The organism is Stenotrophomonas sp. LARHCG68 (assembly GCF_052871705.1).
Genome location: NZ_JBIXJV010000002.1, coordinates 242,771 through 254,831 on the forward strand (window position 1 = coordinate 242,771; position 12,061 = coordinate 254,831).

Genomic DNA, 12,061 nt, shown 5'->3' on the forward strand with positions numbered 1-12,061 from the left:
GACCGGGCAGCGTCAGCCCAGGTCGATCCGCGGCACGTCATACCAGGCCGCGTCCGGGAAGCGCGCCTGCACCCACTGACGGATGAAGTTGCGGCTGTCGGCCGCGATCACTTCGTCGGTGCTGTCATCACGGCTGTTCCAGGCCACGCCGTGCAGCGCGATGCCGCGTGCGGCCAGCGCTTCCAGCGACAACAGGGTGTGGTTGATGCTGCCCAGCCGGCCCGAGGTCACCAGCAACACCGGCCAGCCCTTCTCCGCCACGTAGTCGATGGTCAGCAACTGCTGGGTGAGCGGCACCATCAGCCCCCCGGCACCCTCCAGCAGCACTGTGCCGTAGCGCGTGGCCAGCGTCGCGGTGGCACGCTCGATGGCGTCCAGGTCCAGCGTCCGCTGCTCCAGCCGCGCGGCCAGGTGCGGCGAGGCAGGGTAGGCGAACAGCACCGGCATGGTGGTGCCGTCGCGGTCCTCCTCGAACAACCCGGTGCCCATGATGCGCCGGTGCAGCAGGATGTCATCGGAGGCCCCCACGCAGCCGGTCTGCACCAGCTTCTGGGTGATCACGTCCTCGCCCTGCTCGGCCCATTGCCGGGCCAGCCAGCCGGTGACCACGGTCTTGCCGATCTCGGTGTCGATGCCGCTGACGAATACCACTTTGCCGCTCATGCGCGCAGGTCCTCCGCTTCCAGTCCCGCCACCAGCGCGACCATGCCGTCGCACAGCTGTTGCAGCTGCGCGTCGCTGATCACGTACGGCGGCATCACGTACACCAGCCGCCCGAACGGACGGATCCAGATGCCCTGTTCCAGCATGCGCTGCTGGATGCGCTCCAGCCGCACCGCGGCCTTCAGTTCGATCACGCCGATCGCACCCAGCACGCGTACGTCGGCCACCTGCGGCAGCGCGCGCGCCGGTGCCAGCCGCTCGCGCAGGGTGGCCTCGATCGCGCCCACCCGGCCCTGCCAGTCCTGCGACAGCAGCAACTGCGTGGAGGCCAGCGCCACCGCGCAGGCCAGCGGGTTGGCCATGAACGTCGGGCCATGCATGAACACGCCCGGATCACCGGCGGCGATCACGTCGGCGATCTCGCGCCGGGTCAGCGTGGCGGCCATCGTCATGTAACCGCCGGTCAGCGCCTTGCCGATGCACAGGATGTCCGGGGTGATGCCGGCATGCTCGCAGCCGAACAGGCGGCCGCTACGGCCGAAGCCGGTAGCGATCTCGTCGCAGATCAACAGTACGTCGTATTCACGGCACAGCCGCGCCAGCTCACGCAGGTACTGCGGGTGATAGAAGCGCATGCCGCCGGCGCCCTGCACCACCGGCTCGATGATGAAGGCGGCCAACTCGTCGGCACGTTCGGCGAACAGCGCCGCGACCGGCGCGATGTCGGCCGGGTCCCAGGTGCCGTCGAACGGCGTGCGCGGCGCTGGCACGAAGCAGCGCGACGGCAACGAACTGCCGAACAGGCCATGCATGCCGGTGACCGGGTCGCATACCGACATCGCGTTCCAGGTGTCGCCGTGATAGCCCGAGCGCGTGGTGGCAATGTTGTTCTTGCCCGGGCGCCCGCGCGCGGCCTGGTACTGGATGGCCATCTTCAGCGCCACTTCCACCGACACCGAGCCGGAGTCGGCGTAGAAGATCGCATCCAGCGGCTGCGGCACGATCTGCAGCAGCAGCTTGCCCAGCGCGATCGCCGGCGCGTGGGTGAGCCCGCCGAACATCACGTGCGACATCTGCCCCAGCTGCTCGACCGCGGCCGCGTTCAGCACCGGATGGTTGTAGCCGTGGATGGCGCACCACCACGAGGCCATGCCGTCGATCAGCTGCGGGCCGTCTTCCAGCTGCAGCAGCACGCCGTCGGCGCGCGCCACCTTGAGCACCGGCACCGGGCTGCCCAGCGAACTGTAGGGGTGCCACAGGTGGTCCCGGTCGAATTGGTCAATCACCATCGTTGCGACTCATGCCGCGCGGGGGGCGGCTTGCAGGGGGCGTACCTTACCGCTTGGCGGGGTTGGCTGCATGCATCAACGGCAGCGGATCCAGCGCGCCGTCCGGCCCGTAGATGCCGTAATGCAGGTGCGGCGGCGTGCCCTTGGCGTTGCCGGTGTCGCCGACGATGCCCAGCACCTGGCCGGTCCGGATCACGTCACCGGCCGCCAGCCCCGGTGCCCAGCCGTCCAGGTGTGCGTAGTAATGGCGCTGCCCGGCCGGGCCCAGCAACCAGACCTGTTTGCCGCCCAGGCCGCGGTCGCGCACGCTGAGCACCACGCCTTCGGTGGCGGCCCGCACCGGGGTTCCCCGTGCGGCGAAGATGTCCACGCCCTGGTGCGTGCGGTCACGCCCGCGGGGCGCGCCGAACGTGGCCGCGATCTGCCGCGCACCGATGCCCTGCACCGGGACGGCGATGGCGTGCGGTGCCGGCAGCCGTGACAGCCGCCAGCCTTCGCGCGCGATGATCGCGAACGGCTGCTTCCACAGCCACGCGCCGCCGCCGAGCAGCAGCGCGCACGCCAGCAACCGCCACCCCCACGAACGCTTCATGCCCATCCCTGCGATTGATCGAAGGCCACAACGCTAGCAGCATGCAGGCAGCCACGGCCAACGTTTCGCGCAGGGTTTGAAGTGGTTTCGTGACGCAGTGGCGCCACTTCTCTTCCACTTCACCTTCGCCCCATGCAGCGCTCACGCAACGACCGGATTCTGGGTGCGCGGCATCACGCCGCGTCACTGCCGTCGGCCATGCCCGCACCGTACGAACTGCTGTCCAGCACATGGGTGTTGTCGAGCGCCGGCTACTTCCTGGTACTGGTGGTGACCGGCGCGGTGTCCCGGCTGGCGTTCGATTTCATCGCCGTGATGTGCTTCATGGCGTTGCTGGGGGCATGGCTGGCCAGCAGCGGACTGGATGCCGTCAAGGTGCTGGTGATGCTGGCCGTGCATGTCATGGCAACGGCGGGCGCGGACTGCCAGGTCAAACGCCTGGCGCGTGCCCGCCGCCCCCGGCCCGGCGTGGAGGGAGGCGTTCAATGACGCCCCCGCTGCGATCTCAGCGTCCGGTCACGCGCTGCAACTGCTGCGGATAGCGCTCGCCGACCACGGTGATCGCGTCCAGCGCGCCGGTGATGTCCGCCATCTCGGCCGCGTCCAGCGCCACCGTCGTGGCGGCGATGTTCTCTTCCAGGCGGTGCAGCTTGGTCGTACCCGGGATCGGCACGATCCACGGCCTGCGCGCCAGCAGCCAGGCCAACGCGATCTGCGCCGGGGTGATGCCCTTTGCCGCGGCCAGGCGGGCGATCACCTCCAGCAGGCCGGCGTTGGCGCGCCGGCTTTCCTCCGAGAAGCGTGGCAGGCGGCTGCGGAAGTCGCTCGCCTCGAAGGGGGTGCTCGCATCCATCGCGCCCGTCAAGAAGCCCCGGCCCAACGGACTGAACGGCACGAAGCCGATGCCCAGTTCCTCCAGCAGCGGCAGGATCTCCTGCTCCGGCTCGCGCCACCACAACGAGTACTCGCTCTGCAGCGCCGCCACCGGCTGCACCGCATGCGCGCGGCGGATCGAATCCGCGCCGGCTTCGGACAGCCCGAAGTGCTTCACCTTGCCCTCGGCGATCAACTCGCGCACGGTGCCGGCCACGTCCTCCATCGGCACCGCCGGGTCGACGCGGTGCTGGTAGAACAGGTCGATGCGGTCGGTGCGCAGGCGCTTGAGCGAGGCCTCGGCCACGGCACGGATGGTCTGCGGCCGGCTGTCCACGCCCTTGTTGCCGTCGGCATCGCGGAAGCCGAACTTGGTGGCGATCACCACCTGTTCGCGGATGGGCGCCAGGGCCTGCCCGAGCAGGTCCTCGTTGGTATACGGGCCGTAGACCTCGGCGGTATCGAAGAAGGTCACGCCACGCTCGAAGGCCGCGCGCAGCAACGCGATGCCGTCGGCGGTGCGCACCGGCTGGCCGTAGGCATGGGTCAGCCCCATGCAGCCCAGGCCCAGCGCGGAGACTTCCAGCCCGCTGTTTCCAAGTACACGCGTGCGCATGCGGCTATCCCTGCGATCAGGCGGCCAGCGAGGCCATGTCGATCACGAAGCGGTAGCGGACATCGGACTTCTCCATGCGCTCGAAGGCATGGTTGATCTCGTCCATGCGGATCATCTCGCAGTCCGGCAGGATGTTCTTCTTCGCGCAGAAATCCAGCAGTTCCTGGGTCTCGCGGATGCCGCCGATCGGCGAGCCGGCGATGCGACGGCGGCCCAGCAGCAGCGGCACCGTGCTGGTTTCATCCATCGGCCCGATCTGGCCGACGATCACCAGCGTGCCGTCCACGTCCAGCAGCGGCAGGTACGGGTCCAGCGCATGCTTGACCGGCACGGTATCGATGATCAGGTCGAACGCGGACGCCGCCTGCGCCATGGCCTCGGCGTCCTCGGACACCAGCAGGCGGTCGGCGCCCAGCGCCAGCGCGTCGGCACGCTTGCCCGGGCTGCGGCTGAGCACGGTGACGTCCGCGCCCAGGCCGACGGCCAGCTTCACCGCCATGTGGCCCAGGCCACCCAGGCCGATCACGCCGACGCGGCTGCCGGGACCGATGTTCCAGTGGCGCAGCGGCGACCAGGTGGTGATGCCGGCGCACAGCAGCGGCGCGGCGCGCGACAGGTCCAGCCCGTTGGGCATGCGCAGGCAGAACTCCTCGCGCACCACCAGATGCTTGGCGTAGCCGCCCTGGGTCGGTTCCCCGCTGATGCGGTCGGCCCCGGCATAGGTGCCCACCATGCCCTGGCGGCACAGCTGCTCCTCGCCACGGTGGCACTGGTCGCATTCCATGCAGCTGTCGACCATGCAGCCCACCGCCACGTGGTCGCCGACCTTGTAGCGGCTGACATCGGGGCCGACCTCGATCACCCGGCCGACGATCTCGTGGCCCGGCACGATCGGGTAGTAGCTCCAGCCCCAGTCGTTGCGCGCGGTGTGCAGGTCCGAGTGGCAGACGCCGCAGTAGATGATTTCCATTGCCACGTCATTGCCACGCAGCGTGCGGCGCTCGAAGGCGTAGGGGGCCAACGGCGAGGTGGTGTCGTAGGCGGCGTAGCCGAAGGTCTTCATGCGGGCATCCTGTAGCGGGGAACGAAGCAAGGCCGACAGTCTAGGCAGCCGACCGTGACGGATTAAGTCACGACCGCGGGATGCGGTAATGAGCACCGCTCATCAATCCCGGCAGGAGCGGCCTTGGCCGCGAAGCCGGGGTACGAGCCGTGGCGGGGTTCATGCGATCACGGTTGGGATGACGGTCTGAGCGCGTGTTGATTGGCGATGCAGCGTGCTGCGCGGCCACGGCGCGCCTACCCTGCGGGGTGGCGCAGGGCCTCGATCACGACCTGCAGGGCCCGCGAGGCCTGGCGGCGGCTGGGGTAGTACGCGTAGTAGCCGTCGTAGGGCTCGCACCAATCCTCCAGCACCCGTTGCAGGCGACCGGTGGCCAGGTGCTCGTGCATCAGGTCTTCGGGCAGGTAGGCCAGGCCCACGCCGGCCAGCGCCGCGCGCAGTGCCGGGGCACTGCCGTTGAAGATCCACTGCCCTTCCACGCGTGACTTGTACTGCACGCCATCGCGGTCGAACTCCCAGGGCAGCAGGCCGCCATGGGTGGGCAGGCGCATGCCGATGCAGTTGTGCGTGACCAGCTCCTGCGGTGTACGCGGGATGCCATGCGTGGCGAAGTACGCCGGCGTGGCCACCACCGCGATGCGCTGTGGCGGGCTGACCGGCACCGCGATCATGTCGCGCGCCAGGTGTTCACCGAGGCGGATGCCGATGTCGAAGCGCTGCGCGACGATGTCGGTGAGGCCATAGTCCACCGCCACTTCCACCTTCAGCTGCGGGTACTGCGGCAGCATCGACGACAACCGCGGCCAGACGTACAGGTCGGCGGCATGGCCGGTGGTATTGATGCGCACCGTGCCGACCGGCGTATCGCGGAACTGGCCCATCATCGCCAGCTCGGCCTGGATGTCCTCCAGCCGCGGTGCCACCGATTCGTACAGATGCTCGCCGGCCTCGGTCATCGACACGCTGCGGGTGGTGCGGGTCAGCAGGCGGATGCCCAGCCGTGCCTCCAGCTCGCGCATGGTGTGGCTGAGCGCCGACTGCGACACGCCGAGCTGTGCCGCCGCACGGGTGAAGCTGCCTTCCCGGGCAATGGTGACGAAGGCCAGCAGGTCGTTGAGGTTGTCGCGGGACATGGGGGCACCGGAAACGTGGTGCCCCATCTTGGGCGCGGTACGCGGTGCCTGCAATGCGGAGCACGGGCAGGGAGCAGAAACGAAGCAACAGCAAAGCCCCCCTCCCCAGCCCTCCCCTGCACCTGCGGTGCAAGGGAGGGGGCAACGGCGGGGCTGTGCTGCATGCGTTCGGACCATGCACAACCGCCCCCTCCCTTTGCGACAGCAAGGGGAGGGTTGGGGAGGGGTCGCTCCACCGCGCCTCGATCAGAATGCTCCCTGCACCGCCATTTCCCAACGCGTGCCGGCGAGATCATCCCCGAACAACGCACGTGCATGGCGATCGGTGCCATGCACGCTCAGCCGCACCTCCAGCGGCGTCACCACGCTCCAGATCGCATTGAGCTGCCCATGCGCATAACCACCGCCGCGCGCGTCCTGCAACGCGTAGTAGCCGGCCATGGCTTCAAGCCGCAGCCGCTCGTTCACCGGCCAGCGCGCGCCCAGCTGGCTGTACAGGCCATCCTGCGGGGTCCCCAACGCCTGCGTTGACCAGCCCAGTGAGAGCCAGTAGTCGCGCCGCCAGGTCACCGTCGTGTTGAGCTCGGTCCAGTTCAGGTCCACGGTCGTGGCCGGATAGCGGTAATGCAGCAGGTTGGCATCGATGCTCCACTCCGGGGACAGTGCGCCCGCCCAGCCCACGCTGACATCCAGCTCGCTGCTGGCGTGCACCTGCGGGGAAAACTCGACGTTGGAGCCGGACACCGCGGCGTACAGCCCCTCCGCTGCGGCAACACGGAAGCCCGCCTGTACGGCCGCATCGCCCTGGGTCTGGGAGGAACCGCGCCACACGTAATCGCTGGTCAGCGTCGCATTGCCGCTGATGGTGGCAGCGAAGGCATCCGGGTTGCAGCCGAAGGTGGCTGCCACGAGGATCGGCAGCGGGAGGATCGAAGGTTTCATGGGGTTTTCCGGGAAGGACCGCGCACCCTGCGCGGCGACCCGGAAAGTGTGGTTTTCCCTCGCGTAAACCCGCGATGGCGATGACCGTCCGCCGCCATCAAATCCGCATAAAACCTCAGGGCGCCGCACCCGCTTCAAGGAACACCGGGTCCTGCGCGCCCCTCGGCCCCGGTGCCTGGAAGGCAGGCAGCATCCGGATCGGATCCTCCGGCGGCCCACAGCGCAGCAACTGCCACTGGCTGGGCTTGAAACGCGCCTGTGCGCCGTCCGGCTCGCCGACGGCGAACTCGGCCACGATGTCGTAGTCGATCAAGGGCACGTTGAACCACGCATCGTCACCGGCCTTGCAGTCCAGGTGCGGTACATCGGGGTCAAGCACGTAATCACCGCTGTCGCCGTCGAAGCGGTACACCGGGCCGATGCGCTGGTCACCTGCCAGGGTCACGCGGGTGGCCGAGGTTTCCAGTTGGGTGGCCCACGCGCCTGCCACCTGCACGGGCTGCGGAAAGCGCAGCCGGTCCAGCCCGCGCAGCTCCACCGGCCGTTGCGGCTCACCGTTGTCGAACGGGTCATAGCGATTGACCAGGGTGCCGCGTGGCACCTGCAACTCGCCGTACTGGAAGTCCCGGTCAAGCAGGAAGCTGCGGCGGCGCTGCTTGTACCAGTCCTGGAGCGCGATCTGCCGGTCGATCTGGTGCAGCTTCACCACCACGACGACCGCCCAGCCACACAGAACCACCGCCAGCACGCTCCACAGCCGCACCTTCCAACTGAAGAACGCCGCGATGCTGCCCCTCCTGGCCAGGAAGTACCACCCCGCATAACCCGCCAAGGCCACCGCCAACCCGAGCCCCAGCGTCGGCAGCACGAACATCAACAGCAGCATCTGCCACGAAATCAGGGGTCCGGGAATCATCGCCCACCACGATCCAGCATCATTTCCATGCCCCATCGTAGCCGCTACGCGCCGGCTTATCCGCTGGACGCATATCGCTACAACCAATCCACATCAGCGCGATGTCGATCCGGCCCGGTTCGGCATCACCCTGCGGGACGGCTTCGGTGCAGAATTGCGCGCCCGCCCCCTGCCCCGCCGTGATGAAATCCTTCCCCGTGCCCCTGCATTCCCTGCGCAGCTGGTTGAGCATCGAGCGCAACCAGACCGGGCATGGCGAGAAGTGGATCTCCGCGCTGGGCGCACTGCTCGGCATCCTGGTGGTCTACCAGCTCACCCATTGGTGTTTCCCGCACGGTTTCCGCGGCAATGCCGGCGGTGCCATCCTGCTCGCCTCGATGGGTGCCTCGGCGGTGCTGGTGTTCGCGGTCCCGCACGGTGCCCTGTCGCAACCGTGGCCGGTATTGGCCGGACATCTGTTCTCGGCCTTCATCGGCGTCACCTGCCAGATGCTGGCACCGGACCATGCCTGGACCGGTGCGGTGGCCGTGGGCCTGGCGGTCGGCGCGATGCATTACCTGCGCTGCATCCATCCCCCCGGGGGTGCCACCGCGTTGGCCGCGGTGATCGGTGGCAGCGACGTGCACGCGCTGGGCTACCAGTACCTGCTCACGCCCGTGGCGATCAACGTGGCGGCCATCCTGCTCGCCGCGGTGGCGTTCAATGCCTGCTTCGCCTGGCGGCGCTACCCGGTGCACCTGCATCGCCGGCAACCGCGCGCGGCGGCGGTCGTCCCACTGCAACGCCGGGTGGACCTGACCCAGGAGGATTTCCACGCAGCGATCGGCCAACTCAACTCCTTCGTCGACATCACCGACGAGAACCTCACCGAGCTGCTGGAGCTGGCCAAGCAGCACGCCGAGCGCGACACCCTGCATCCGGCCGCGATCACGCCGGGCCGCTACTACAGCAATGGCCGGCTGGGCCGCGCCTGGAGCGTGCGCCGCATCGCGGTGACGCCGGCGCTGGACGGCCCGTCCTCCGACCGGCTGGTGTACGCGGTGGTGGCCGGTGACGGCATCGGCAGCATCGGCCACGCCAGTGCCGCGGAACTGCGCCAATGGGCGCGCTTCGAGGTGGCGCCCGACGATGGCGGGCGCTGGAGCAAGGCGCGGGAAGACTGAGCGCCCGCGCGTAACCGGTCAACCGGCGCCGTAGCGACGCCACGCCGGTCGTGCCGTCCCTGTTTCAACACCGCAGGTGACCACGGCCTGATCCCTGCCGGCAGGCGTCAACCGCCGGACCACCGGCCGCCGCCCTGGGCGCAGCTGTCCGGCAGCACCGCCAGGTCTTCGGCGGAGCGCTCGTAGTAGTAGCCATCGAATGGGTGGCCGAACAGCTGCTTGCAGCTGCCCTGCGATGGCGACGGGCAGGCGTCCATGTAGGTGATCTGGCCGGCCTTGCCTCCCATCTGCGCCGAGGTCTGCGCCAATCCCTCGCACATGCGCTTGAGTTCGGCTTCGCTGGACGCACCGGTGGTCTGCACGCAGTCGCGCGAGCGGATGGTTTTCCCCAGCACGTTGAACTCGCCGGCGATCATGCAGGCGTGGCCCTGCGGCGCCTGGCCCGGCGCCTCATGGACCACCGTTGCATTGGGCGCGGGCTTGGTGCCGGCTTCCGGCGCTTCCGGTGCCGGCGCAGGTGCTTCAGGCGTGGCCGGCGCAGCAGGTGCTGCCGGTTGCGTGCACGCGGCCAGGCCGATCACGCAGACCAGCCCAAGTGCATATCGGTGGATCGTCATTGCCATGCGGTGCTCCTTGCGATTGATTGCAGGGACCGATCCTGCCGCATGCGTGGCCGATACACCACCCGTCCGGTCGGCCGGTGTCGCCTTCAGCGTGTCGCCGGCGTGGGTGACACCGCGCATCGTCGGCGGCCACCGCCGTCGCCGGATCAGTCGCGGTCCGGCGCACCCAACGGGAACAGATGCCGGTAGATCCGCGCTTCCTCCACCGCACGCGCGAACGAGGGACGCGCCAGCAGGCGGGCGCGGTAGGCCTGCAACGCGGGATAGCGGTCGGCGATGCGCGTGGTCCAGTCGGCGTAGAACAGCGCGGGCGCAGCGGCGCAGTCGGCCAGGCTGAACGCGCTGCCGCAGGCCCATGCGCCGTCCTGCAGCCGGCCCTCGACCCAGCCGTAGGCCCGTTCCAGCTTCTGCGCGGCATCGGCATGCGCCTGCGCGCGCCGCGCCGGGTCACCGCTCAGTGCACCGGCCACCGCCTGCTGTACCGGGCTCATCACGTGCAGGTCAAAGAAGCGGTCCATGAACCGCACCGCCAGCGCCTGCATTGGGTCGTCCGGGATCAGCCGTACCGCGCCGGCATGCCGCAGCTGCAGGTACTCGATGATGATGCTGGTTTCCACCACGTCACGATCGCCATCGAGCAGCAACGGGAACTTGGCCAGCGGCCAGTGCTGCAACCACTGGCTGACGTGCTCCGGCGTCTCCGGGCCCAGGCTGCGGAAGGTGAACGGCGTGGCGTTCTCGTACAGCGCGATCAGCACCTTCTGCGTGTACGAGGAGAACGGGTGACCATAGAGCACCAGCGACATCGGCCCATCTCCCGGCATCCAGTGATTGCGCGTTGTAAGCCCGCATGCACCACCGCACAAGTGCCGGCCAGGCGCTCATCCGCGCGCGGGGGCGCATGCGCATCCGTCAGGATGACTCGGTCGTGGATCCGGGGAGTGTGTCGCGGGTAAGCCACCAGAACAGCCACGCGGCGCAGCTGATGGCCGCGCCCAGCGCGCAGACGCCGTTCCAGCCAAAGCGTGCGTAGGTGGCGGTGGTGGCGATGGCGCCCAGGCCGCTCCCCACCGCGTAGAACAGCATGTACAGGCTCACCAGGCGCCCGGCGGCCTGTGCCTGCCCGCGCAGGATCAGGCTCTGGTTGGTCACGTGCAGTGCCTGCCCGCCCATGTCCAGCAACACGATGCCGGCCACCAGCGCCCACAGCGAGGCCGGCATCCACGACAACGGCCACCACGCCAGCACGAGCAGCAGCAACGCCAGCGCCGTGGTGGCCTGTGCCCGGCCGCGGTCGGCCCAACGGCCCGCGCGCGCGGCGGCCAGCGCGCCCACCGCGCCCACCAGCCCGAACGCACCGATCTGCGTATGCGAGTACCCGTAAGGGGCTGCACTCAAGGGCAGCACCAGCGCCGTCCAGAACACGTTGAACGCGGCAAACATCAGCAACGCCAGCACACCGCGCACCTGCAGGGTGCGGTCACGCCGCAGCAGTTGCCCCATCGAGCCCAGCAGGCGCGCGTACGCCATTCCCTGCGCGGCGGGCGCTTGTCCCGGCAACCGCCGGTACAGCAGCAATGCCATCACCAGCATCAGGGCCGCCGCGCTGGCATATACCCCGCGCCAGCCCCAGGCATCGCTGACCGCCCCGGCGAACACCCGTGCCAGCAGCAGGCCCACGAACACACCGCCCTGCGCCGCCCCGACCACCCGCCCCTGCTCGCCGGGCGTCGCCGCACTGGCGGCATAGGCGATCAGCCCCTGTGTCATCGCCGTGCCCAGCATGCCCACCGCCAGCATGCCCGCCAGCAGGGCGGCAGGGCCGCGGGCCAACGCCACCCAGCCCAGCGCCATCACCAGCAGTGCGGCCTGCACCAGCATCAGGCGGCGCCGCTCCATGCGGTCACCCAGCGGCACCAGTACCACCAGCGCCAGCGCGCAGCCCAGCTGCGTCGCGGTGACCACCCCGCCCACGGCCGCATGGGAGATCGAGAACGTGGCCGCCAGTGCATCCAGCAACGGCTGCGCGTAATAGACGTTGGCCACGCTCATGCCACTGGCGACCGCCAGCAGCCCAACCAGGGCCGGCGACATCACAGCGGCGGGCGAACGGCACCCGTCCGGGCAGGGGGTTGGCAGGGCAGGCATGCACCGCATCCATCCAGTTGCATATTGCAACCAGATGGAT

At 69.2% G+C, this 12,061-nt stretch carries 13 protein-coding genes; 2 read left to right on the forward strand and 11 right to left on the reverse strand.

Translation table 11 applies throughout. The features are described from left to right. Positions 1 to 12: 12 nt before the first annotated feature. The 3 genes from bioD to ACIPR8_RS08605 are packed head-to-tail and all read right to left on the reverse strand — an operon-like array spanning position 13 to position 2,544. Positions 13 to 663 (reverse strand): dethiobiotin synthase, encoded by a 651-nt coding sequence (gene bioD, locus ACIPR8_RS08595; RefSeq protein ID WP_446540745.1) that lies wholly within the window; start codon positions 661 to 663, stop codon positions 13 to 15. Further along, positions 660 to 1,952, reverse strand: a complete 1,293-nt coding sequence (gene bioA / locus ACIPR8_RS08600; protein WP_446540746.1) for an adenosylmethionine--8-amino-7-oxononanoate transaminase — start codon at positions 1,950 to 1,952, stop codon at positions 660 to 662. The genes bioD and bioA overlap by 4 nt, the downstream gene beginning before the upstream one ends. Positions 1,953 to 1,998: 46 nt before the next feature. Next, positions 1,999 to 2,544 carry a M23 family metallopeptidase gene (locus tag ACIPR8_RS08605; protein ID WP_446540747.1) on the reverse strand — a complete coding sequence of 182 codons (546 nt, stop codon included), beginning with the start codon at positions 2,542 to 2,544 and terminating at the stop codon, positions 1,999 to 2,001. 198 nt (positions 2,545 to 2,742) lie between these two features. Between ACIPR8_RS08605 and ACIPR8_RS08610 the strand changes: the two genes are divergently transcribed. Further along, positions 2,743 to 3,033 (forward strand): hypothetical protein, encoded by a 291-nt coding sequence (locus ACIPR8_RS08610; RefSeq protein WP_446540748.1) that lies wholly within the window; start codon positions 2,743 to 2,745, stop codon positions 3,031 to 3,033. 16 nt (positions 3,034 to 3,049) lie between these two features. Here the strand turns inward: ACIPR8_RS08610 and ACIPR8_RS08615 are convergent, their stop codons facing one another. The 5 genes from ACIPR8_RS08615 to ACIPR8_RS08635 form a co-directional block, all read right to left on the reverse strand. Beyond that, positions 3,050 to 4,033 (reverse strand): aldo/keto reductase, encoded by a 984-nt coding sequence (locus ACIPR8_RS08615; protein WP_446540749.1) that lies wholly within the window; start codon positions 4,031 to 4,033, stop codon positions 3,050 to 3,052. A 16-nt stretch (positions 4,034 to 4,049) separates the two neighbouring features. Then, positions 4,050 to 5,096 carry an NAD(P)-dependent alcohol dehydrogenase gene (locus ACIPR8_RS08620; RefSeq protein ID WP_446540750.1) on the reverse strand — a complete coding sequence of 349 codons (1,047 nt, stop codon included), beginning with the start codon at positions 5,094 to 5,096 and terminating at the stop codon, positions 4,050 to 4,052. A gap of 236 nt (positions 5,097 to 5,332) precedes the next feature. Next, positions 5,333 to 6,229 (reverse strand): LysR family transcriptional regulator, encoded by an 897-nt coding sequence (locus ACIPR8_RS08625; RefSeq protein ID WP_192286880.1) that lies wholly within the window; start codon positions 6,227 to 6,229, stop codon positions 5,333 to 5,335. Positions 6,230 to 6,475: 246 nt separating this feature from the next. Further along, positions 6,476 to 7,171 (reverse strand): TorF family putative porin, encoded by a 696-nt coding sequence (locus ACIPR8_RS08630; RefSeq protein WP_446540751.1) that lies wholly within the window; start codon positions 7,169 to 7,171, stop codon positions 6,476 to 6,478. A gap of 115 nt (positions 7,172 to 7,286) precedes the next feature. Further along, positions 7,287 to 8,087, reverse strand: coding sequence for a hypothetical protein (locus ACIPR8_RS08635; RefSeq protein ID WP_446540752.1), 801 nt, complete (start codon positions 8,085 to 8,087; stop codon positions 7,287 to 7,289). A 197-nt stretch (positions 8,088 to 8,284) separates the two neighbouring features. On the opposite strand from ACIPR8_RS08635, the gene ACIPR8_RS08640 reads away from it, so the two are divergent. Beyond that, positions 8,285 to 9,250: an HPP family protein gene (locus tag ACIPR8_RS08640; RefSeq protein ID WP_313253059.1), complete on the forward strand. Its 966-nt coding sequence runs from the start codon at positions 8,285 to 8,287 to the stop codon at positions 9,248 to 9,250. A gap of 107 nt (positions 9,251 to 9,357) precedes the next feature. On the opposite strand, the gene ACIPR8_RS08645 is transcribed toward ACIPR8_RS08640, so the two are convergent. From ACIPR8_RS08645 to ACIPR8_RS08655, 3 genes are all read right to left on the reverse strand, one after another. Continuing rightward, positions 9,358 to 9,873, reverse strand: a complete 516-nt coding sequence (locus tag ACIPR8_RS08645) for a hypothetical protein (RefSeq protein ID WP_446540753.1) — start codon at positions 9,871 to 9,873, stop codon at positions 9,358 to 9,360. Between the two features lie 146 nt (positions 9,874 to 10,019). After that, positions 10,020 to 10,679, reverse strand: coding sequence for a glutathione S-transferase family protein (locus ACIPR8_RS08650; RefSeq protein WP_446540754.1), 660 nt, complete (start codon positions 10,677 to 10,679; stop codon positions 10,020 to 10,022). A 106-nt stretch (positions 10,680 to 10,785) separates the two neighbouring features. Continuing rightward, entirely contained in the window at positions 10,786 to 12,021 is a 1,236-nt protein-coding gene (locus ACIPR8_RS08655; RefSeq protein WP_446540755.1) for an MFS transporter, read from the reverse strand. Positions 12,022 to 12,061 lie beyond the last annotated feature (40 nt).